The 23,353-nt window shown below is 46.1% G+C and carries 18 protein-coding genes; 8 read left to right on the top strand and 10 right to left on the bottom strand.

Annotated elements, in window-relative coordinates:
• Positions 1-37 precede the first annotated feature (37 nt).
• From BMZ72_RS32065 to BMZ72_RS32045, 5 genes are all read right to left on the bottom strand, one after another.
• On the bottom strand, positions 38-1,456 hold the full coding sequence (locus BMZ72_RS32065) for a TolC family protein (RefSeq protein ID WP_089814843.1): 1,419 nt from the start codon (positions 1,454-1,456) through the stop codon (positions 38-40).
• Positions 1,453-4,635: an efflux RND transporter permease subunit gene (locus BMZ72_RS32060; protein WP_089814841.1), complete on the bottom strand. Its 3,183-nt coding sequence runs from the start codon at positions 4,633-4,635 to the stop codon at positions 1,453-1,455. Before BMZ72_RS32060 ends, BMZ72_RS32065 begins: the two co-directional genes overlap by 4 nt.
• A gap of 37 nt (positions 4,636-4,672) precedes the next feature.
• Positions 4,673-5,788, bottom strand: a complete 1,116-nt coding sequence (locus tag BMZ72_RS32055; RefSeq protein WP_255373348.1) for an efflux RND transporter periplasmic adaptor subunit — start codon at positions 5,786-5,788, stop codon at positions 4,673-4,675.
• A gap of 463 nt (positions 5,789-6,251) precedes the next feature.
• Positions 6,252-6,839 (bottom strand): TetR/AcrR family transcriptional regulator, encoded by a 588-nt coding sequence (locus BMZ72_RS32050; protein ID WP_089814838.1) that lies wholly within the window; start codon positions 6,837-6,839, stop codon positions 6,252-6,254.
• Positions 6,840-6,917: 78 nt separating this feature from the next.
• Entirely contained in the window at positions 6,918-8,024 is a 1,107-nt protein-coding gene (locus BMZ72_RS32045) for a hypothetical protein (protein ID WP_089814836.1), read from the bottom strand.
• A 471-nt stretch (positions 8,025-8,495) separates the two neighbouring features.
• On the opposite strand from BMZ72_RS32045, the gene BMZ72_RS32035 reads away from it, so the two are divergent.
• A complete protein-coding gene (locus BMZ72_RS32035) occupies positions 8,496-9,305 on the top strand; it encodes an AraC family transcriptional regulator (protein ID WP_089814833.1) in 810 nt (269 codons plus the stop codon).
• A gap of 80 nt (positions 9,306-9,385) precedes the next feature.
• Positions 9,386-10,645, top strand: a complete 1,260-nt coding sequence (locus BMZ72_RS32030) for a macrolide family glycosyltransferase (RefSeq protein WP_089814831.1) — start codon at positions 9,386-9,388, stop codon at positions 10,643-10,645.
• A 105-nt stretch (positions 10,646-10,750) separates the two neighbouring features.
• Here BMZ72_RS32030 and BMZ72_RS32025 read toward each other — a convergent pair whose 3' ends face one another.
• Positions 10,751-11,365, bottom strand: coding sequence for a hypothetical protein (locus tag BMZ72_RS32025; RefSeq protein WP_089814830.1), 615 nt, complete (start codon positions 11,363-11,365; stop codon positions 10,751-10,753).
• A gap of 175 nt (positions 11,366-11,540) precedes the next feature.
• Between BMZ72_RS32025 and BMZ72_RS32020 the strand changes: the two genes are divergently transcribed.
• Positions 11,541-12,224, top strand: coding sequence for a hypothetical protein (locus BMZ72_RS32020; RefSeq protein WP_089814828.1), 684 nt, complete (start codon positions 11,541-11,543; stop codon positions 12,222-12,224).
• Positions 12,225-12,263: 39 nt separating this feature from the next.
• On the opposite strand, the gene BMZ72_RS32015 is transcribed toward BMZ72_RS32020, so the two are convergent.
• The 3 genes from BMZ72_RS32015 to BMZ72_RS32005 all read right to left on the bottom strand — a co-directional run bounded on the left by BMZ72_RS32015 (position 12,264) and on the right by BMZ72_RS32005 (position 15,125).
• Positions 12,264-13,451: a retropepsin-like aspartic protease gene (locus tag BMZ72_RS32015; RefSeq protein ID WP_089814826.1), complete on the bottom strand. Its 1,188-nt coding sequence runs from the start codon at positions 13,449-13,451 to the stop codon at positions 12,264-12,266.
• A gap of 140 nt (positions 13,452-13,591) precedes the next feature.
• A complete protein-coding gene (locus BMZ72_RS32010; RefSeq protein WP_089814824.1) occupies positions 13,592-14,569 on the bottom strand; it encodes a hypothetical protein in 978 nt (325 codons plus the stop codon).
• 181 nt (positions 14,570-14,750) lie between these two features.
• The gene (locus tag BMZ72_RS32005; RefSeq protein WP_143087840.1) at positions 14,751-15,125 is read right to left on the bottom strand and encodes a hypothetical protein; all 375 of its coding nucleotides are present in this window, start codon (positions 15,123-15,125) and stop codon (positions 14,751-14,753) included.
• A gap of 411 nt (positions 15,126-15,536) precedes the next feature.
• On the opposite strand from BMZ72_RS32005, the gene mnmD reads away from it, so the two are divergent.
• From mnmD to BMZ72_RS31985, 4 genes are all read left to right on the top strand, one after another.
• Positions 15,537-16,214, top strand: coding sequence for a tRNA (5-methylaminomethyl-2-thiouridine)(34)-methyltransferase MnmC2 (gene mnmD, locus BMZ72_RS32000; protein ID WP_218155309.1), 678 nt, complete (start codon positions 15,537-15,539; stop codon positions 16,212-16,214).
• Positions 16,215-16,357: 143 nt separating this feature from the next.
• The gene (locus BMZ72_RS31995; protein WP_089814820.1) at positions 16,358-16,666 is read left to right on the top strand and encodes a hypothetical protein; all 309 of its coding nucleotides are present in this window, start codon (positions 16,358-16,360) and stop codon (positions 16,664-16,666) included.
• A gap of 308 nt (positions 16,667-16,974) precedes the next feature.
• Positions 16,975-17,265, top strand: a complete 291-nt coding sequence (locus BMZ72_RS31990; RefSeq protein WP_177222992.1) for a hypothetical protein — start codon at positions 16,975-16,977, stop codon at positions 17,263-17,265.
• A gap of 75 nt (positions 17,266-17,340) precedes the next feature.
• Positions 17,341-19,794 carry a DUF1963 domain-containing protein gene (locus BMZ72_RS31985; protein WP_255373347.1) on the top strand — a complete coding sequence of 818 codons (2,454 nt, stop codon included), beginning with the start codon at positions 17,341-17,343 and terminating at the stop codon, positions 19,792-19,794.
• Positions 19,795-19,865: 71 nt separating this feature from the next.
• On the opposite strand, the gene BMZ72_RS31980 is transcribed toward BMZ72_RS31985, so the two are convergent.
• Complete coding sequence (locus BMZ72_RS31980) at positions 19,866-21,803, bottom strand: tetratricopeptide repeat protein (RefSeq protein ID WP_089814818.1); 1,938 nt, start codon at positions 21,801-21,803, stop codon at positions 19,866-19,868.
• Between the two features lie 357 nt (positions 21,804-22,160).
• Between BMZ72_RS31980 and BMZ72_RS31975 the strand changes: the two genes are divergently transcribed.
• Entirely contained in the window at positions 22,161-23,351 is a 1,191-nt protein-coding gene (locus BMZ72_RS31975) for a hypothetical protein (protein WP_089814816.1), read from the top strand.
• Positions 23,352-23,353: the final 2 nt, after the last annotated feature.

The raw sequence follows: 23,353 nt of genomic DNA, 5'->3' as shown, positions 1-23,353 counted from the left end.
ATGTGACGTTTTTTCCAATATACAATTAATTGTACATCTATCGCCAACCGCCCCCGAGGGAACGGTAAAGATCTACTACAGCGTACAGCTGATCTCTTCTGAGATTGCTGACTTCCAGTTCACTCTGCAGTACATTACTTTGCGCGATGATCACTTCCAGGTAACTGGCACGGCCACTTTCAAACAGCTGGCCGGCATTGTTTACAGCCTGCTGAAGTGTCTTCACCTTAGTAGAAGCGATGTCATATTGCGATTTGAGCTTTTCTATTTTCACCAGTGCATCTGCCACCTCTCCTGTCGCTTCCAGTACGTTCTGACGGAAACGGAGTACGGATTGTTCCCGCTCGATCTTAGCCACTTCAAATTGCGTCTTCAGATTTTTACGGTCAAACAGCGGTTGTGCGATAGCACCAGTTGCCAGTCCGAAGAGAGAAGTAGGTACCTGAAACCAGTCGCTGAACTTCACGGCATTGAGACCACCACTAGCGGTGATCACCAGGGATGGATACATATTTGCCTTCGCAACGCCTACTCTTGCATTTGCAATGTTCAGGGCCAGTTCGCTACGCTTTACATCCGGACGACGGCTCAGCAGATCAGAAGGGATACCGGCTGACAGTTTATCTGTCAATGGATACTCATTCAGTTTGGTATGTCTTTCTATCGCCGCAGGCAGTTCTCCTGACAGGATACGGAGGGCATTTTCCTGTACGGTCATGTCCTGTTCGATCTGCGGGATCAGCTGAGCGGCTGTCAGCTGTTGCGCTTCTGCCTGTTGTACGGCCACCAGCGTTACCTGTCCGGCGTCATACTGTAAACGAATAATACGCAGGGTGCTATCGTTCAGTTTCAGGTTATTCTGTGCTACTGCAAGCTGTTCATCCAGCATCAGCAGGTTATAGAATGCCTTTGATACGGTAGCCACGATATCTGTCTGTAACAGCTTACGGGATTCTTCTGTCTGCAGGAAAGCAGCCAGCGCTTCTTTCTTCTGATTTTTGATCTTACCCCAGATATCTGCTTCCCAGGCAAACTGGATATTCGCGCTGTAGTCTTCCAGGTGTTGTGTACCCAGGAACTGACTCAGACTGATACCATTCAGGCTGTTATCGGAAGGACGGCTGGTGCTGGCAACAACATTCAGTTTTGCAGAGGGGAGATTCAGCAGTTTTGCCTGTTTCATCTGCAGTTTGGCTGCCTCCACACTCAGGATGGCCGCCTGCATATCATAGTTCTTTTTGATAGCATTATCGATCAGCGCTTTCAGGGTCGCATCTGTAAAGAAGTTCTCCCATGGAAGATCTGCGATGGTGGTGGAATCAGCTGTTGCACTGTTTCTGAATGCAACAGGTAACTCGGGTTGAGGCGCCGGCGTATCCTTCGACACTTTACATGCCTCCAGTAGACCGGCACTCAACAAACCTATAAGGAAATATTTATTTATCTGTGCTTTCATACTAATTCCGGTTTAGCGACTTTCGCCTTTTCATTGTTTTCCACGGAAGTGGGCGTACCACTTACCTTTTCCTGCAGGTACTGGAACATCACGAAGAGTACAGGGATCACGAACAATCCAAGTATTACTCCGCTCACCATACCACCCGCAGCACCGATACTGATAGAGTGGTTACCGATCGCAGAAGGACCATTATCACTCATCATCGGGATCAGTCCCACGACAAAGGCCAGGGATGTCATCAGGATCGGACGTAACCTCAGTCTCGCGGCCTCGATCGCAGCAAATACCAGGTTCTTACCGGCCTTTCTTCTCTGCGAAGCATATTCCACGATCAGGATGGCGTTCTTAGCCAGCAACCCTATCAGCATCACCAATGCTACCTGTACATAGATATTGTTAGAGATATCTGTGAAACGGATAGACAGGAACACACCCAGGATACCTGTAGGGATTGAAAGGATCACCGCCAGTGGCAGAATGTAGCTTTCGTATTGTGCTGCCAGCAGGAAGTATACGAACAGCAGACAGAGTGAGAAGATGATCACGGATTGTCCGCTGGAAGAAATTTCCTCTCTGGTCATACCGGAGAACTCATAAGAATAACCGGTAGGCAGGTATTGCTCTCCTACTTCCTGTACTGCTCTGATCGCATCACCAGAGCTGTAACCTGGTTTCGCCATCACGTTCAGACCGATAGAGTTGAACAGGTTGTAACGGGAAGTGGTTTCAGGACCAAATACACGTTTCAGGGTTACCAGTGATTTCACAGGCACCATTTCACCCAGTCTGTTTTTCACGAAAATACCTTCCATGGAAACAGGTGCTGCACGTTCATCTTTTTCTGCCTGCATCATCACCCTGTAGTATTTACCAAAACGGTTGAAATCACCCGCCTGGCTACTACCAAAGTAAGCGCCCATTGTCTGCAACAGATCTTTAACGTTTACATTCAGCTGTTCTGCTTTTTCCGCTTCTACTTCCATTTCATACTGTGGATAGTCGGCACGGAAAGAAGTGAATGCGAACGCTATTTCAGGACGTTTCATCAGTTCACCGATAAAGCCCATCGCGATACCACTGAATTTATCCAGTTTACCACTTGTCTTATCCTGCAACACGACATCCAGGGCATCTACGTTACTGAAACCCGGTACTGTTGGGAAGGTGAATACGAAGAAACTACCATCCTTAATAGTGGCCAGTTTACCTCTTACCTGGTCCATGATAGCGTTGATGTCTTTTACCTCACCTCTTTCCTTTGCTGGTTTCAGCAGGATAAAGGCCACACCCGCAGAAGGGCTGGAAGACTGTGTCAGGATGTTAAAACCAGACAGTCCCATCAGTGCACTTTTAGATGGCAGATCACCCAGTGTTTTCTCTACGTCCTTGATCATGGTCGTAGTTCTGTCAAGGGATGCACCTGCAGGCATTGACATGGAGATCGCGATAAAGCCCTGGTCTTCGGATGGAATAAATCCAGTTGGGGTTTTCCTTACCAGGTAAATTGTTGAAACAATGACGATGATCAGGCCGACAATACTTACCCATTTATGACGGATCAGGAAACGCAGGCTGTTCACATACTTGCTCGTCATGCGATCAAAACCCCTGTTAAATCCGGCAAAGAATTTCTCTTTAAAAGTCGCTTTATGCGTGCTGTCATGCCCGCCATGATGTGTTTCTTTCAGGAAGAGGGCAGCCAGTGCAGGACTCAGTGTCAATGCGTTCACCGCAGAGATCACGATGGCGATAGCCAGTGTGAAGGCGAACTGACGATAGAACACACCGGTAGAACCTTCCATGAAACCTACAGGCAGGAACACAGCCGACATAACGAGTGTGATGGAAACGATCGCACCGCTGATCTCACTCATGGCAGAGATAGTCGCTGCTTTCGGAGGGAGGTGTTTCTTTTCCATCTTCGAGTGCACCGCTTCCACGACGACGATGGCGTCATCCACCACGATACCGATAGCCAGTACCAATGCGAACAATGTCAGCAGGTTGATAGAGAAGCCCAGCAGTGATATGAAGAAGAAGGTACCTACGATCGCCACGGGTACAGCGATAGCAGGGATCAGTGTGGATCTGAAGTCCTGAAGGAATATAAATACCACAATGAACACCAGAATGAACGCCTCGATCAGCGTGTGTTTTACCTGCTCTATAGATAGGTCAAGCGTATCTTTTGTATTATAAAGGATCAGGTATTTCACTCCCTTAGGGAAGTCTTTGGATGCCTTCTCCATGAATTTCATGATAGCGATCTGGATCTCGTTGGAGTTAGATCCTGCCAGCTGGAAAGACGCAATGTTTACGCCCGGCTTTCCGTTAACACGGGTATAGTTACCGTATGTATAAGCGCCAAATTCTACTCTGGCAACGTCTTTCAGACGCAGGAAGGAACCATCACCATTGGATTTGATCACGATGTTTTCGTAATCTTCCGGTTTGGTGAGTTTACCTTTATACTTGATCACATATTCGAAAGACTCTGCACTGCTTTCACCGAATTTACCGGGAGCAGCTTCCAGACTTTTGTCCTGAATAGCAGCCATCACTTCTTTTGGTGCAAGATTATAAGCGGCCATCTGTTTAGGATTCAGCCACACCCTCATGGAGTAATCTTTGTTACCACCGAAGATCAGCGCCTGACCTACACCAGGAATCCTTTTGATATCAGGAATGATGTTGATCTGTGCATAGTTGGCGAGGAAGGTCTGATCGTATACTTTCGGATCTTCTGAGTACATATCTACCACCATCAACAAGCTATTCTGCTGTTTGGCGGTGGTTACACCTGCCTGTACCACTTCAGCGGGTAGCTGAGCAGTCGCCTGCGCTACCCTGTTCTGTACGTTTACGGCTGCCTGATCGGGGTCAGTACCCAGTTTAAAATATACGGAGATCACCAGTGAACCATCGTTACTGGCAGTGGAGTTCATGTAAATCATGTTCTCCACCCCGTTGATGGCCTCTTCGAGTGAAGGAGCCACTGAACGCAGGATAGTTTCCGCGTTGGCGCCCGGATACAGAGCGGTTACCTGTACAGCGGGAGGAGCGATATCAGGGAATTTCTGGAGCGGAAGTTTCCACAACCCCAGGATACCCAGTATCACCATTATGATTGAGATCACCGTTGCTAAAACGGGTCTTTGTATGAATTTCTGCAACATAATTTTTTATTTTAGGAGGAAGGACTGCATGTAACGATCAGCTCTGTGGTGCAGGCTTAGCCTTCTCCGGTTTGATTTCCATACCTTCTTTCAGACGGTCAACACCAGATACAACAACCTTGTCGCCTGATTTTACGCCATCACTTACCAGGTACTGATTGCCAGTGCTACCGATAACGGTGATGGCCTTACGAACAGTTTTATTGTCCTTATCTAAAGTGTATACGAAAATTCTGTCCTGTACTTCGACAGTAGCCGCCTGCGGTACAAGGATAGCTCCTTTATACTCGCGCAGTAATCTTACTTTACCGGTATTACCTGTACGGATCGTACCTTTTGCGTTAGGGAATACGGCACGCAGCGTGATAGCGCCTGTGTTCTTCTCAAACTGTCCGTCGATCATATCTACCTTACCTTTTTCCTCATAGATATGATTGTCTGCCAGTACCAGTACTGCTGGGGGCAGGTTTTTCAGTTTCTCTTCCAGGGTAGAACCTGCGTAGTTGTCTTTGAAGTTGAAGAAATCGCCTTCACTCAGAGAGAAGTAAGCATAGATCTCGTGTACGTCAGACAGTTTAGTCAGCGGCTCAGGATCGCTCAGGGAGATCAGTGCACCGGCTTTCTTTGGAATACGGCCGATATAACCACTCACAGGAGCAGTGATATTCGTGTAGCCCAGGTTGATAGCTGCAGAAGCTACCATTGCTTTCGCCTGTTCTACATTGGCGGTAGCTACTTCATGAGCCGTTTTAGCAGTACGCAGCTGCATATCAGACACCACTTTGTTATTCACCAGCGGTGTTACCTTGTCTATTTCCAGCTGAGCGTTCAGCACAGATGCTTCTGCTGCATGTAAAGCTGCTTTGGCATTGTTGAGCTGTTCGCGGTAGCGATGTTCGTCTATTTTAAATAAAGGTTGACCTGCTTTCACATAAGCGCCTTCATCTACATATACTTTTTCCAGGTAACCATCTACCTGTGAACGGATCTCTACATTTACCTTACCTTCAAGTGATGCGGTATAATCGTTCTCTGTGTTCGCATCAGCTGCGCCGATCGTTACCACTTCCGCCGGAGTAGCAGCAGGGGCTTCGTTGTGCGCAGAGGAAGACTTACAGCTGTACAGGCCTACGAGGACTGTCAGGACAAGCATGCTCCGAATTAATACATCTTTTTTCATGTTTATGTTTGTTGAGTGTAATTGACAAAAAGTTTCCCCGGTTGCATAGCTGACTATGCAAGCAGACATGAACAGTAAATACATGTAATACCCTGGTCAATGCGAGGGCTGCATTGATTACAGTGCGTTGTTGTTGTTGAAGGTAAAGCGAGCGTTCACACGACGATCGTCGGCGGATCGTGTGGATAATACGAATCAGTGAAAGTTTTGTCGTACGAACAGTAAGATGGTATATACCACCTGGATACGACAATCATAAAAAAGTACCTGTTCACGGTCCTTTCGGGCAGATAAGAAAGCTTACGTGCCTTCTGCTGCGGTTGATTTCTTTTTTATCTTGTTACCATCATTTCTGACACTAACAGATTTTCTAACATTGTTAAAGGTACGTTCTGAAACGATCGTTTCAAAATTTGCGCAAAAAAAAAGCGAAATTTTAAAATGGACTTTTCAAATGTAACTTGGTATATCCTGCCATCTTCTTTACAAGATTGGCATCTTTAAACTGGAGATATGATTGTTTCCAGCCACAAAAGCCATTGAATATAATATGTGCCAGGACAGCAGGTTCTTTGTCATCTGACAACTCTCCCTGTTCTTTTGCCCTTCTCAGGAGGTCGGTAAAAATACCGATCGTTCTGTCACTGGCTGTTTTGATCACGCTACGTACCTCATCATCATCTCCTGCCAGCTCAAAGGAGGATTTCATCCCCATACAGCATTTGCAGTCATAAACGATACCCGCTACGTAGACATCGATGATCTTTTCCATTGTCTCCAGGGGAGAAAGCTCCTTCAGGGTGAGGACCGACTCATAGTCCTTTGCCGCCAGGTAACCATATGTCCGCAGACATTCCAGGAAAAGGTTATGTTTATCGCCGAAAGAGTTATAAAGACTGCTCCTGTTGATCTGCATAGCTTCCACCAGATCCTGCATGGAAGTGGCATTGTAGCCCTTCTCCCAAAACACGTCCAGTGCTTTTGCTATCTTTTCCTCAGGAATAAAATCTTTATCTCTGGCCATAACGGGAACAAAGTTACATTCTGAAACGATCGTTTCAAAATATTTTTTTCTCTGTCCCCGCAAGATGGTATGAACATGTTATCTGAAACGTACTGAAAACCCGACATTTATCACATAGTCGGCAAAGGCGGCATCGCCGTTCACCTTATTGGTAGGCGTACTTCTGGCTTTGTCTGTGTTGCTCTGCGTCCTGTCCCTGCGTAAAGCGACGGGAACACCCGCAAAGACGTTCATCTTCTTAAAAGCATAGGAAACGTTGGGCTCCAGGGAAATTACATATCCCGGACGACGGAAATCACCGCTGCCACCAATCAGGTCATTGACCGGAATACCTTCCAGTCTGGCGCCTAAAGCGGCGCTGAAACCCTTTGTCATATAATTTACCCCTGCCCGCGCCATATACTGGTCAGGCACGCTGCAGATAGCCTCATTGGCCAGTGCGGGCGTCAGTGTTTCCCTGTAGGTACGCACCCCGTTCTGTTCCCTTGGATTGCTCAGATAATAGAAATTACCATACACCCCAAAATGCCTGGAAAAGTACTGATAGAGGTTCAGTTCTGCGGTCAGTCCGGTACCACCGTCTCCCAGCTGAATAGACTGGTCAACAGTACGCAGTTGTTTCGTACCATTGGGACCGACATTATACCAGTAATCCTGGTAATCATAATCACCGGTAGCAAATTTAATCCCCAGTCCTGCCTGGATATTACCCTTTTTATGCTTTTCCGGGTCCAGCAACCAGCGGTACACCGCAATACGCATGTCTCCCATCCCATAGGAATGCATACTGTGACGCTGGTTATAGTTATTTACCCCGTTTACCAGACCATGTTCATATAACGAAGACCTGGTATTTGCCAGCAGGGGTACATCCAGCATCACGCTCCAGCGGCTGTTGATCAGACGTGTCAGCGTGAGGTCGATGGCTGTCTGATGGTTAATTACTTCTGTGCCGTTCAGCACTCTCTCTTTCTGTTCCTCAGCACCTTTAAAATGTTTGTAAGACTTAAAATACCGGGCGCCCATACTGAAGATCCATTTGTCAGAACGATCCTCATCCGGATGGGTAATGGTACAGGTGGCCGGTCCGTTACCGCGTAAAGCGACACAACCCTGTGCCTGGACGCGTGAAATCACTCCTGTGCAGATCACTGACAGGAAAGCAGCTGATAAAATTCTGTTCATAGACTGTTCTATTTATGTTTAGAGAGGACATAAATTCATTGTTCAATAGTCACTTCATTGTTCAAATAGCATAGTGGAATACATCACTGTTCACATAACAAAATAAAAGGTATAGTGTACTTAATAACGCTAATGTGTGATCCTGGTTGAATGCTGTAATATTGTTAATAGAAATGTAAACAATTTCCCTGATATAGGGAAATATATTTCTTATGGTCACATTCCGGATGATAGCCACTTTTATCGCTTCTCTCCCAATCCCATAGCAGTCTATCAGCATAATATTGCAATAAATATTGCTTTCCGGATTAAAATAAAGGAGGGGCATTGATCGTCTACGCTATAAAACAGGGTCTGATCATACTCATCCTACATTGATCCTTCATTAAAAAACGGAAGATCTACGATGGATAACTATAGGTGAACACACTTCAGACACCGGCTCCTTATTTATCAATATAGCGCTTATCCATGCAATATCAGTCAATACTACCAGACAGTGTGCTCCGGGAACAGATAGGTCAATACTGGGTCACGGAAGGGCAGATCCCGGCCGGTCAATCCATGACATTCCGCTCCATGGTAGACGCCTACCCAGGTATGATCTTCCTGGAAGATCCTGCTGCCTTTTTTCCTGAACATCCTGGCACTGAAAGACCTCATATCTTCCTGCATGGCGCCAGTACTTTCTGCTTTGAAAAAAAACTGACGGGAAACGTAAAGATCATCAGTGTACATTTCAAACCAACCGCCATCTGCTCCTTATTTGGTATTGCCGGTCATGAACTGGCCAATAATGTGACGGACCTGGATAGTCTCTGTAAGAATCACCTGAGTGACCAGCTACTCAATGCGGCAACTACGACTGAAAGAATTGTCCTGCTGAATAATTTCCTGACAGCACAATGGCAACAACATCAAGCCGTAAATACCTCAAAAACACAGTACGCATTAAAGCTGCTACAGGAAGGAGATACCACCGTTTCCCTTCAGTTATTACAACAGCAGTTACACCTGACAGAACGCTCGCTCGAACGCCTCTTCCGGGAGCAGATCGGTCTTTCTCCAAAACTGATCTCCCGCATCATCCGCTTCCAGAAAACTGTTAACGCATTAAGTCGGCCGGACGCGGAAAGTCTGGCAGCGATTGCCTATAAATACGACTATGCCGATCAGTCACATTTCATCCGCGAATTCAGGACATTTTCCGGTACCACACCTCAGCAGTTCCGGCAACAGGCAGGCGCCGGTGTCGAGAATTTCATAGAATGGAATGACTAAAAATGTCGGTTTTATCCTATACCACCCCTCCGGCGGACGATAACTTTGCCCTGCTAATCTGATATACAAAGAGACAATACATGGCTAAAGTATTATTGCTGAGCATTCCTTCTCACGGACATATGAATCCGACACTGGGACTTGCAGGCGCATTGGTAAAACACGGAGAAGAAGTGACCTTTTTCAGTTCGGAAGAATTCAGGAAACCGGTGGAGGCCACCGGCGCCACTTTCATCTGTTATAAAGAGGACCTCAATATCTTCAAATTCTCACAGGGACAGGCAGCAACAGCAGCTGGAAAGATAAAGCCTGCCGGTAAACCAGGCTTTATCAATGCCTTATTACAACCCGAACGTTTCGTAGATCATCTGATGGAACAGATCAGAGACATGCAGTTTGATTATATCGTACATTCCGCCGCATACCCCTATGCCAGTTTGATCGCACAGGCCTTGAAAATACCGGCCGTTTCCTCCTTCGCAGTATTTGCGACGATGAAGGATTTTGAAAAGATGCGGAAAGGTAAAACCTGGACGCCCGCGGATCTGATCCCTTTCAGTTGGAAAATCCGCTTATTGTACCTGCTTTTCTATCGTAGAAAGTTTGATAAAGTACGCAGGTATTTCCAGGACAAATACAAAGTACGGATATCTACAGACCTGCTCAGTCACTTCTTCAATAAGGGCGAACTGAATATCATTTACACCTCCCGCTACTTTATACGGGACAACAGCCAATATGATAACAGCTTTATTTTCGTAGGAGCACCGGTATATGAGAAAAAATACCAGGTGGATTTTCCGTTTGAAAAACTGGAGGGTAAAAAGGTGTTATACATCTCCCTGGGAACTGTTTTCGGTAATTATGCCGCAGGCGTATATGAACTCTTTTTTAAAGCATTCGCAGATATGGATATCACAGTGGTCATGACGGCCTATGGTGTAGATCTGTCTGCCATGACAATACCTGCCAATTTCATTGTACGGGATTATGTACCACAGTCCGCCATACTGGAACGTAGTGCAGCTGCTATTACACATGCCGGGATGAACAGCATTGGTGATCTGCTATATGCGAATGTACCGTTTGTGTCCATTCCTATGGGCGCTGATCAGTTTTTCCTGGCAGAGCGGGCAGCCGAACTGGGCGCCACCATTGCACTGGACGTTCATACCCTGACAGCAGCAGAATTGAGAGCGGCAACAGAGAAAGTAATGACGGATAAAAGTTATGTCGAAAGTAGCCGTAAGATCAGTGATTCTTTCCGGGAAGCAGGGGGTTATGAAAAAGCGGTGAAAGAGATCTTTAGCTGGAAACAAACAAAAGGGATCAGACAATAACAAAAGCGAAATACGCAGTCACAAAATGCAGTAGTGTACACCAGCAACTGTCTGCTGACCAAATTGTAATGGGGTGTTTACCGTATGGTTGACACCCCATTGATTTTAGAAGTTGAAAACGCAGTTCAGTGCGCCGATATTAGGTTTATACGATGTTGCCCCCTTCATATAAAAGGTACTGATCTCAATATTGTGACGTTTTTTAGCGCCTACACCGATACGTAATCCGATATTTGCAGCTGGTCCCACCGTACTTGCAGTCGTGTGCAGATCATCATAATCGATATAGTCGTAATATCCTGCCGGAATTGTTCTGTCTACGGAACTGGCGTGATAGGAAAATCCGGCTCCAACAAAAAAGCCCATTCTGCTCTGGCACCCCTTCGCAGAACCCGCACCAATGTTAAAATTGAATAGGAGCGGTACATTCACCATAAATCCCAGGTTATTATAGCCATACTCTCCCGTATAGCTGTCATAGTAGTATTCATCTACGCCGTTGATTCCCACACTCAATGGGATGCCTAAGGATAAGGCGGTGTTCTCTGTTTCCGCAAAACTCATGCGGATTGAATACATCAGCGTACTGGAGACTTTGGTTTCAGTTTTGGAAGATCCGTCTACAAAAACGCCCGTTCCTATGCCGTGAATGAAACGCTGGGCATGTACAGAATAAACGCATGCAAGACATGCAGCGGCTAACAAAAAGATCTTTTTCATGGGTAATAGGTACAGTTATAATTTAGGTAATATGCGCTAAATATAAAACATCCCGATGAAATAAATTAACTTTGCCGCGTTAAATTTACCTGATACCTATGACTGAAACGTTGTGCTGATACTATGCCTCAGCAGCAGTTAAATACCAGTCCGGTTGAATGCTAAATCCCTACCAATGAACTACTATAAAATCATACAGGACGAGGCTATCTTACGCTCGTTCATAGACTGGTTACCCGATCTGGAAGAAGGCGAAGCCTATTATGTCTCTTTACTGGCAAGGAGTAAATATTCCGATGCCATTAAATCTGACAAACAGCAACTGAAACGCTTCACCAGCAGAAAAGAAGACCTTTATTCCAAGATACTGCAACTGGAATGCCCTATAGGCGCTTATACACAGAAAGGGCAGGCGATACCACAGGAAGCACTGGCGATCTATATTACACCGAATCCGAGGAGTTTGTATGATGCCATGTTCAGCGGACTGACAGCCCTGGCAAAGTGCATACAAAATCAGAACAAACATGTGAATCCGCACCAGGAGATAATGAGTGAGATCCAGAAGAATAAGAGCAGAAGCTGTTATGTTGATTTTGATTTTGATATCAAGGATGAGGCGTTTGCGGCTAATCTGAAAACACTGATCTACGAACGCGTCGGACAATCAGCCAAAGTACAGTTTGTCGAAACACGGGGCGGTTTTCACGTACTGGTAGATCCACTCAGTGTTGAAGAAGCTTTCCGCAAACGCTGGTACCAGAGTATCGCGGAACTACCGCATGTTGACCAGACGGGCGATCAGATGATACCGATACCCGGCTGTTCGCAGGGTGGATTTGTACCACGTCTGCTGTAAATAAAAGATGCCGGAGCAATATGTCTCCGGCATTACTTTTTACCTGCCTCTTATACTCTCCAGAAAATCCTGATAATTAGAATAAGGTTCTTTACTACGGCCGTTCGGTTTCAGGTAAAGCATCCCCTCCCGGTTGTCCAGTATCACGTTAAAATGATTGAGGATCTGATTACCGAACAAAGTCGTTCTGCTGCCCGGCTTGTCAGGAGGATGCGCGTTGGTCACAATATCCGGAAAGACAACACCCGCAATCTCCGCATTCAGCCGCACAATCTTCCGCCCATTGACCATAGTTAAACTATCCAGTTTTTGCCACAGCTGTTCATGACGGCTAAAATCACTTCCCAACGCCATAGTCGCATCCCTGCCGGTGTCAAAAAGGAACCAGAAAGGATAGGACTTCCCTCCCACTACAACGACGGCCTGGAACTTCGGCCTGTTCTGTTCAAACCATACCGCTTGCTTTTTAAACCTACTGCTGTAGACAGGTAGTTTTTGATGGATGATCATCCTTTTCTTATCATAGTCTATCTCGATGATCTTCTCGCGGAAGAGGGAATTACCGATGATCAGGTCTTCTCCTTCCTGCATATTGCCTACCTGTACCAGGCGTACTGTTTTCCAGCTGATAGTGCCGATCGTAAGCGTGTTACCGGAGCTTGTCCGCGTTTCATTGGTACCCTGTGTATTGGTGACTACCGTATTACCATCAAACTGTAAACCTAATTTTTCCGCTACCTGCCTGTTAACGCAGGTAGTACCTGCGCCCAGGTCAAATTGTATATTGACGGTTTTACTATCGTTCAGGATGCCTTTCAGATAGATCCGCGAACCATTCAGTTCAAATGGCAATGTATCGGGCGCAGGATGGGTGCTATTCCCACTCAACTGCGTGAGCGTATCCTGTATAGATGCGATTTTTATAAAGCAACTGTCTTTTCCGTTTAACAGGGTAATGAAGTCGTATACCTTTCCGGGTTTGGTATTGAAGCGTATACTATCCTGATCGGTTTTCAGCGTGACCTGACTTTGTCTGAAAGGCACATTGACATAGTAAATGTCCGGTTTGGCGTTGGGGTCAAGCTGCCAGTTCAGGTGCACATATGCACCATCCGTAATAATGGCATTAGCGTTGCCGGCTTTAATAAGGGGCAGGCGTTGTGCCTTTGTCGTGAGACTGAACAGGCAAAAAGCTGTTATGGAACAGGAAAGAAGAAGATGCTTCATAGTTGGCATACGGAGTCAAGAGATATGCCAACTATGAAGATACTATAAATCAATGAGTTAAAATATCACATGCCGCATAGGCGTCCGGCATTGGACAATGATATGTCCGGCGTTGGGACAAATCATGTTCCTGAGCACCATTATTGTTTAGGCTTCGGCGACATTTCCTCCAGTATATTATACACCACGCCTTTCGTCGGATGCTCTTCCAGCCATATGGTTGTTCTGCTGAATTCCTTCTTCGTTTCCAGTGCCACAACCGTATCCGCAGGCTGATCTTCATATTTAGTGCCTTCCCAGCGTGCTTTACCACCTGCAAAGCTAAGCAGTGCTTCCCTGCTTCCTGTCGCCACCCTGAAAGTATAAACGCCAAACTTCATGTCACGAACCACTCGTTGCGTCTTCGGTTCTATCAAAAGGGTATATACCGGGTGTCCTTCTACCCCTACCATTACCATCTTGGCGAGTTTATCCATTTTGTTGATGACCTTCACCATCGGCGTACGCTCAACAGGGTCTTCTGCACTCGTCTCCTCTATCGGAGCGAGCCTGCCACTTGTACTAACGGACGCACCGTCCACGGTGGTAAATGACTTCGGCATATCGTTCGAAACCGGCTTTGGCGTTTCCTCCGGTCTGGTATTCTTTGTAGCTGCCAGGTAAATACCCACCAGTACAACCGCAATGACCACGTACGCAGCAATAGGCAGGGGTGGTTTACTGGCTTTAACGTCATCCAGCATTCCCTGGTTGTTTTCCAGCAATTGCAGGGTCTCAGGGGTGAGCCCTTCTATTTGTCTGGCCAGCTGGGCATAGATCACGTGATCGTTCTTACTGTTGTGTTTATTAAAGACGGTAAGCGCCAGTTCCTGCAGAGCAATGGCAATTGAGTTACGCAACTCATCCAGCGGCCCCTCCGTCCGGTTAATCATATTGATATCAATACGGGTTTCCGCCCATTTCTTCAATGTCGATAAGGATATCGCATGCGTGTTGATGGCGTTTTTCTGGGCAATGATCTCATCGAGCAGCGCCACAAAAGACTTGATAACCGGCAGATACTTAGGGTCATTTACGTCCGGCTGAGATGTACCGGAACCGTTAAAGTTGGTATTCATGGAAGGTGTATAGGGATTGTCCTGGGTAAAAATAGAAATAATATATTATAATTTTTTACAAAATATCTATATCGGACAAGTTCTTTATAAGATTCACTGCATCTTTATGCAGCCTGAAAAGCACGAAAGTAGCCGGGATTTATCAGGCATAAAAAAGCCCGGTTGGTTACCGGGCTGATTATCAATTTTTTTTGTATCCGATTTCATGATTGTCAGCATGCAGCCAGACCGTATATCTATCTGCCAGCTCCACAGCCACAGAAACATCTGGTAAAGGTGACAGGATCTCCTGTAGCTTCTTCTTGGCATCTTCAATTTTATCCTCTGCATTCTTTATGCTTGACTTAGCATTCTCCGCCTTTTCATTCAGGCGATGCAATTCATTGAATACGTCGGTGGTAACCAAATTGCTCTTTTGCGCATTTATGAGCTGGACCTGATAATCTTCCATCGCCTGTTGAGACAATTTCTTCAATCCGGGAAGATTTTCGCTATGTTCAATCAAAGTTGATAGAGATGTTCGAAGATCTCCTGCTCTGTCTTGGTATGTGGACATAAGTAAAATGTTTATTGTTTTATGTTGAATCGCCTTATAATGGCGTTTTAGCCTCTTTTTTTATATCCTGGAAGGTCCTTATCTGCAGATTTTCTCAAACTCCGGGGCATAAAGTAACACATCTTTTTCAGGGCCATCTGAAGGAGTGACTGCAGCAATAACCTCTGCTACTATAATCCGAAGTATCATGAGGGGCATGTAGCCAATGATTTTCACGTATTCTCTCTACAATATAAGCACTCTTTGGATTTTTAAGCGTTCAGGAATGGTTAAAACTTTACAAATGTCGGGCCAGCAAAGTAAGGATATAGTATGATATGGATTTTATTGCGGGAATACAGCCCCCTGTAACCAATCCGGCTAACAGTGGATCCTCCCTGAAGTGTACGCATAATTTACGACCTTTACCCTATGGAAAGGTTGATACAGATCACTGCTGATGGTTCACATACCATCGCCATTCCGGACATGCATGTTACTTTCCACAGCCTGCTCGGAGCGATACAGGAAAGTGTGCATGTTTATATCAATAATGGCCTGCATCATCTGCCGGCAGATCTCCATGCTATATCCATCCTGGAAATGGGATTTGGTACCGGTCTGAATGCCCTGCTGACCTTACGTGAAGCGATCGCCTTGCAGCGTAATATTTACTATCAGACAATAGAACAGTATCCGCTGACAATAAAAGAAGCCGCCTCACTGAATTACCCGGAACAACTGGGAGAACCGGATCTCGAACCTTTTCTGCAATCGCTGCATACAAGTGCATGGGACCAGGATGTGCAGTTACACCCCTGTTTTACTTTACATAAAACACATGTTTCCCTGCAGGAAGCTGTTTTCAGCCAGTCGTTTGACCTTATTTACTATGATGCGTTTGCCCCCAGTGCACAACCGGAGTTATGGACGACCGCTATTTTTACAAAGCTGTTTGAACGATTAAATCCGGGAGGAATACTGGTCACCTATTGTAGTAAAGGCGACGTAAAAAGGGCTATAAAGGCAGCAGGATTTGTACTGGAAAAGAAAGTACCCGGACCCAAACGGAAGCGGGAAATGGTCAGGGCGAAGAAACGTTCCCTTTAACGACTCCATTTGCCCGTTTAGCGATTGCCATTGTGTACGGCGCCTTCCTGTTCCTAGCTTTGGATCATTGATCAATACAACAGTGACATCACGCGCGTGGGTCATCTTACCAGCCCCCGATTGTTCACTTTCAATATTGTTGTATGAAACAGCTGAATAGCGGTGTAAAACACACCACCTGGTTTGAACGCGATATCGCATTGAACCTGAGTTTCAAAGAAAGCGGTATCCGTGCTATCTGTGGTATACTGGCGCCGGTCGCAATGGCAGCCATTCATCCCCTGTGGATATTTTACGTCGTTCCTTTTACGGTATATATGTACATCACGGCGTTATCTCATTTCTGTCCGGTGAAATATCTCTGGGGGAAATTACCCTCCCATCGACAAAGACATACGTCACTGGACTGGCCGGCAGATCAGGCCTCACAGATCGATCCAACATTAGGGTAAATAACATATTGCTGCTTAGCAGTAAAGTCATGTGCCAGGTAGATTCATCGTGCGCCGGCATCACAGATAGTGGTGCCGGCTTTGGTTTGTCTCCCCTGCCCTGCTGAAAAAATATATTTTTTAGTTTCAGGAACATATCATTACTTTGAAGTACAAAGTGCTTTTACAGCAAGCAATTATTGGCATAAAAAGAGCAACTGTAATATCAATAGCCTGGAATAAGCTGGACGCATTTTTTTATGACATACCGGAGCAGGAAAACAGCTCCGTACAGGATACCTATACACTTATCTCTCAAACGATACGCTATGATGACGCAAAACAAACGGCTTGCCGGTATTATATTTACCGCCGCCCTCTTACTGATGGTACCACTGGTGGCCATGCAGTTCACAGCCGAAGTAAAATGGTCCTTTTTTGATTTTCTGGTGGCCGGTTTCCTCCTGTTTGGAACGGGGCTTTTACTGGAACTGATACTAAGAAAAGTAAAGACAATCCGGCAACGTATTATCCTCTGTGCTGTGCTGTTTATAACACTGGCACTGGTATGGGCAGAACTGGCAGTCGGTATCTTCGGTACCCCCTTTGCCGGTAGTTGAAACAAAGTACAACCGTTTCGCAGATTCTGTTATATTTGCTGTCCATTTGTTAACAAAACCCTTGTGAACAGAGTTATGCAAACAGTATCTGCGAAAACCTTTAGTGTCAGCTTCCCGGAGATTTATAATAATATACGCGTAGCGTGGGAAAGTATAAAAGCAGAGCAGATAAAAGATAACAACTATGTTTCTTTTATTACTGCCGGTCTGAATAAGGTCAGTTTTTATAAAAAGTACCCCGGCGCTGATCTGACCGCCCGCTTTCATGCAAGTTGCCCGGAACAACGTGGTACCCTGGAAGGGATCAGCGACAAGACATTATCTGTTGCCGGACATACCGCATTGGTACGTACCGCCAGATCTACAGACGGTTTCTTCTTTTATTACTTCGGTCTGGTACAGATCAATGAGAAATATTGTTACACGATCATTGCCGATTGTGATACAGAAGAAGCGGCGAAATATGAGCCTATATTTGACGAAATATGGCAAAGCCTGCAATACTTTGGTGATCCCGAAGCGGGATTAAAGGAGCAGGAAGCGGGTATTGACGAAATACTCTCCAGATACACTACTTCTGAAGAAACGGAAGAGAAAAGAGAGAAAACACCCATTACGCCTTTTAGCATACCCGCTGATGGAAATGACTACTGGGAACTGGATGATTATCAATTGCGTTTACTGCCAGGCGGCGACGTCTCTGTGTCCGATGGCGATGGCGCATTGTATATTAAGCTGGAGGCTGAAATGCCTGATTTCGACGAAGCAAAACACGGACACCTCCTCAACGATTATGAGCATGGGAAGGTCTATCTGCAGTTTTACTTCAAAGGCGTCTATAAAAACGGTATTCCTACAGGTGTGTTTACCTTCGAAGATGAACGGGATAGCTCTTATCTGACCTACCTCTGGAAAGGTGGGTTTCACTATAGTCTGCAGTTCACAGGAGAGGTTACTTTACAGGACGGATGGCTGGGGATAAACGGCCATTTCGAAAACTATCCCGTAAGTATCGCAAAGAAACTTCCGCTGGAAGAGATCAACTGGGGCAACTACCGTTTCCTGAGCATAGCAGAACTGGAAACAGCGCCTGCTTCTATCGTGCGTCATGTACAACTGACCGACCCTTATCCGGCGTTACTGCATGAGACACTGGCGCCGCTCAAAGAGATGGAAACATTGCATATTTCCTTTTCTGCGGATAAGGATTCGGCAGCAGATTTCAAAGAAGTACCCAAGCCTGTTAAACACTACAAATCACTCCGTAAACTGACCCTTTCCGGTATCAGAGCAGTAGATACGCTGCCGCAATGGATCGGTGATCTGAAAGAACTGGAGCATCTCTATGTGTCAGAAAGCAGGATAGAAGGGATCCATCCTTACATCTTCCAGTTGCCCAAACTGAAATTCTGCTACCTGAGTAATAACCAGTTACAGTCTATTTCACCCGGACAGTCAGATTCCCTGGAAACCCTGACAATAGAAAATAACAAACTTACGTCATTGCCGGATTCCCTTACAAAAATGCCAACACTGAAATGGCTGAGTATCAAAGGGAATCCTTTTACGAAACTACCTCCCGGACTGGAAAACATCGAACATCTGGACCTGGAACTGGAGAAGAAAATGGCGCTGCTGGATTATAGTTATAAAGGAGCTGACGACAAGGGCACCGTTCCGATTGATCATACACTCTTCCCGGCGAAATATGACGATAAACTGCGTAAGCAGGTGGAACAGGCTATTGCGGCACAGGAACTCCAGCCTTATCAGCAGGGACTGACAGAACTGGCCCGTAAAGCCGTTGCTTTTGCAACAACAAAAGAAGATACTTATTCGGGTAAAGGGAACAGCCGTTTTGGCGGACTCCCGGACTTACCTGCGGGTGTCCCCTACCCTTCCTTCAAAGACTATCAGGGAAATGAAAAAGGCATGCAGTTCATTGCACAGATCAACTGTACCGATATTGCCCATTTGCAGGATTACCTGCCCCGTACCGGCATCCTGTATTTCTTTATTGAGGACCAGGAAGATACAGACGCTTCTGTGATCTACTACGACGGTGATCTGTCCACCCTGGAATCAGCCGGTCAACTGAATATCACAGAAGATTACATCTATGACCAGCATGGCATATATACGCCTTATAAGGTCATTGCAGATAAATATGCCAGTCTTCCGTTCTTTTACAATGCCCGGGATTATTACGAGCCCTCCTGGCCGGAACTGGAGGCACTGGATGAAGCGGATGAAGCTACGGATGCACTAAAACAGGCATTAGAGCCTGAATTTAAGGCTATACACAGTATCAATAGTTATGTTTTCAAACAGCACGATACGCCGGAAAAAGAGGCCGTACATGCCTTAAAAGGCAATCCGGAGGACTGGATGGTGCTATTGCGGGTAAGTAGTGATAGTCAGCCGGGATTTTGTTTCTGGGATGCGGGAGAGATTTATTTTGTGATACATAAGAGCGATCTGGCGAAGAAGGACTTTTCGAGGGTGTACTGCGGACTGGAAAGCAGCTGATCTATCTGATATAAATAAGAAGGGGCGACAGATGATCTGCCGCCCCTTCTTTTATTTAAGGTTATATGCAATCAAACCCAATCCAGCGTCACCGGTGTGCCATAGATATACCCCATATCAGTATGCTCACTATAAGGCTTCGCCCTGCCGCTATGCCGGGCCGCCTGCTGATAACACTGCTCCGCTTTCTGCTGATCTCCCTGCAGATGATATACCAGTCCCAGTAACCAGTTATTACTGAAAATAGACGATATCCCCAGAGACTTCTTCAGATAATCTTTTGCATCGTCCAGGTGCTGTGTCAGGATCGCTGCCTCTCCTATCACACGCATCGCAAAATAAGCTTCATTATTTGTTTCAAGTACATCCAGGCACCATTCGATCGCCTGGTTATATTCTCCTATGCGCACAGCGCATAAAGCAGCCTGCTCGGCACAGGTATTTTCATAGGCCAGCTTCTCCGGTTTGAATGGAATACCTTTGGCAAATACTTCCATCGCCTGGCGATAGGCTTTCTCTTTGAAAAGTAATTTACCACCCTCACTATACGCCAGGTAATAACCCGGTGCCACTTCCATCGCTTTCTTAAAGCATGCCCATGCACCCTGTACATCTTCAGCAGCCAACAGACGTTGCCCTTCGTTGACTAACAGGATACCTTCTTTCGTCACACCTTCTTTGAATATTGACTCCCCTTTCTTCAACGCCGCATAGATACCGCCGATATTCAGGTTCAGGTTGTCATGATGTTCTTTCTCTACCGGATAATATAAATCAGTGCGGAAAGCCGAAGCAAAATCATGCCATGGCAGGAAGGCGTTTGTCGTTTTATAGGCTGATAGATCATCATACTCATACAGTGCGGTAATCAGGGTATCAGGCGCAAACTCGAAACAATGCAGGTCATAGAACCAGGACAGGAAAACAGGGGCGTCAATCTTCCGGCGTGACAGCTTATTCAGCATCTCATGATCGTCTGCCCAGGCATAGGCGAGATAACGCACCGATTCCTTCCCCAGGGTCTTCTGTAATTCATCGACCTGTAATTTGTCAATCGTGGTGTTGCCGGTCACATAATAAGCGATACCATCTCCACCCCAGCCAGCGACACTGTCGCGGACCGTCAGGTTACCTTTTACTACGAGCAGATCAATATACAGACCGTCGACATCCAGGCTGTCTACGTCCAGATCACCGTCACAGAAGTAAATACGGCTATAGTCTTCGAAGTACGAAGGTTCATCTTCATAGTTGTCCAGGGACATGATACTGACGCCGCTTTTGCCATCCCAATAGTCAAACAGCTGCTCCAGTCCCATACGCTCCAGTACCTCCTCATAGGTCAGTTCCTCCAGCCTGTGTTTTTCAAGAAATGCCTGTTTGGCTGGATCTTCCTCATCTTCCTCCTCCTCTTCGTCCGTCTGATCTTCATCTCTGCCAGACGGGAAATCTTCGTCTTCATCCGGCAGCTTTACAGTAGCCATAAAATCTGCAAGTGCCTCCCGCTGCTCCAGGATGGAAGCAAGTGCAGTGCGTAACGCTTCGTCATCCTGTTGCGCAAAAGGTTTATCTATATGAATGATGTGCATCTTTCCCAATGCATCGCTGACAAAGAAAGTCCTTTTATCGCCTTCTTTGATCATACCCACGATCCAGCAGGCGTATAAAAGGCGTATCTCCTGTTCCAGGAACTCGCTTTTCCTGCCGGAGAACAGCAGACTGGTAGCTAACATCCTGTATAATGTATTATCTGCGCTGCTGTAATCTGTATAGCAATAGCTAAGGACGGTCAGCTGCTCATCTTCCCAGTAGGCAGCACCTCCTTTGAGCCAGAACTCCCGGAATGCAGGAGGCATGGAAAACCCTGCTGTTGCTTCCATTCTGGCTAAGTCGGCCGGAGCTACTTTACTACGGTTTGCGTTTTTGGGCGCCTGCTTTTCCAGATAGGTGATCAGGGCAATAATGTCTTTGTGTAAATATTCGGGGATCTCTAAATTACTGGCGTTCATGTTTGATCAATGGTTTCAACTGATATGTGATAGTGCTGAAAAGCCGCTAATATATAGCAAATAATATTAATTGTAAATAGTTCATCAGGGATCTGTACAGGTCTTCTCCGGAAAGTCGGAAAGAGGGGAAAATACTCTTCAAACAAAAAATTGCCGTAAATTAGTAATAAGAATCAGCAGATCAGGCGTTTCTATTAGCCGCGTACCTCATAGCCTTATCAATCCTCTTATTTCAGATCAGATTTTAATCTTATTAACGTGCCCCAAAAGTTTCATCGTCTCCGTTCAGTCACCTGTGCTGTTGAATATCGTCATGGAACATATGGAACAAAATAATTGAATGCATAAATCTCTCCTATGTTTTCAGAAAATGATAAAATGTATATCATCGATGTCCTGGCGAAACGGCTGGGAACAGAAGGTTCTCCCCGTGCAGCCATTGCAGGTCCTTTCGGAGGCACCACGCTGGCCACAGACCTCATCACCGAAGGCTCTGTATACCGTATCGCAATGGATGCCGTGCGTCTTTGTATCCTCGACGGATTTAACAACACGCCGACATGGATGGAAACGCTGATCACTGCCTTCCAGTTAACGCTGGATGACAAGATCAAAGAGATCTGGGAATATGCCAGAATACCACCGCCACCGACAGCCAATCCCTATATACAAACGGTATTGAACAATACGATCCCGTTTGTCAACCGTACGCTGTTAAGAAATCATCTGGACCGGCTATCCCAGCCGATGGCCAATACACAGCCTATCCTGGTTGTGAATGGTGGAGACAAATCAGGGAAGTCCTACTCCACCAACTACATCGACCATTTTTCCAATCTGAAAAATACAGTACTGGCCTGCAGCGCCAAACTTGATAAAGAAATAGGGCTGGATCTGACAGCGGAGAAACTGGCCAAAGACCTGGTATCACAAATGGCCATGTCCACCAGCGATATACCGGGGCCGGAGGAGAACATGCGCGCATACGCCGAAACACTGGCAAACTGGGTATTAAATAAAGGCTCACAGATAACAGGTATGAACTGCTGGTTTGTGCTGGACAACTTTAAAAAGAGTCCATTTTTACATCCCAGTACAGACTACTTTATTACCGCACTTTCCTATAAGATCACATTGGGCATGTTTCAAAAAAGATGCCGCCTGATACTGATCGGATTTGACCGTGCCATGCTGACCGTAGAACCGGGCAAAGCAGATGAAGAGATCATCCGGCAATGTAACCGTAATGATGTGGAAGTAGTCGTAAAGGAAATATGCCAGCGGGCGATCAGGACAATAGACGCAAGGATTATAACAGACTTCCTCCTGAACGGACTCCCCACCAACGATACTAAAATGGCGGTACTCAACGGCAGACTAAGATCACTTCTGCAGGCCATTAACAGACTCAATGAAATACTGGCGCCACACCCTGGACCGGACTATGCCACCTTCCTGCTGGAGATGCTGAAAGACCTTCCCGATACGGATGAAAGGAAGGCCGAACTGGAAGAAAAACTACAGGATCTTAATGACAGCCTAAGTTAAGC

This window comes from Chitinophaga sp. YR627 (assembly GCF_900114995.1).
Taxonomy (GTDB): domain Bacteria; phylum Bacteroidota; class Bacteroidia; order Chitinophagales; family Chitinophagaceae; genus Chitinophaga.
This window is presented reverse-complemented; position numbering and strand designations above follow the sequence as displayed.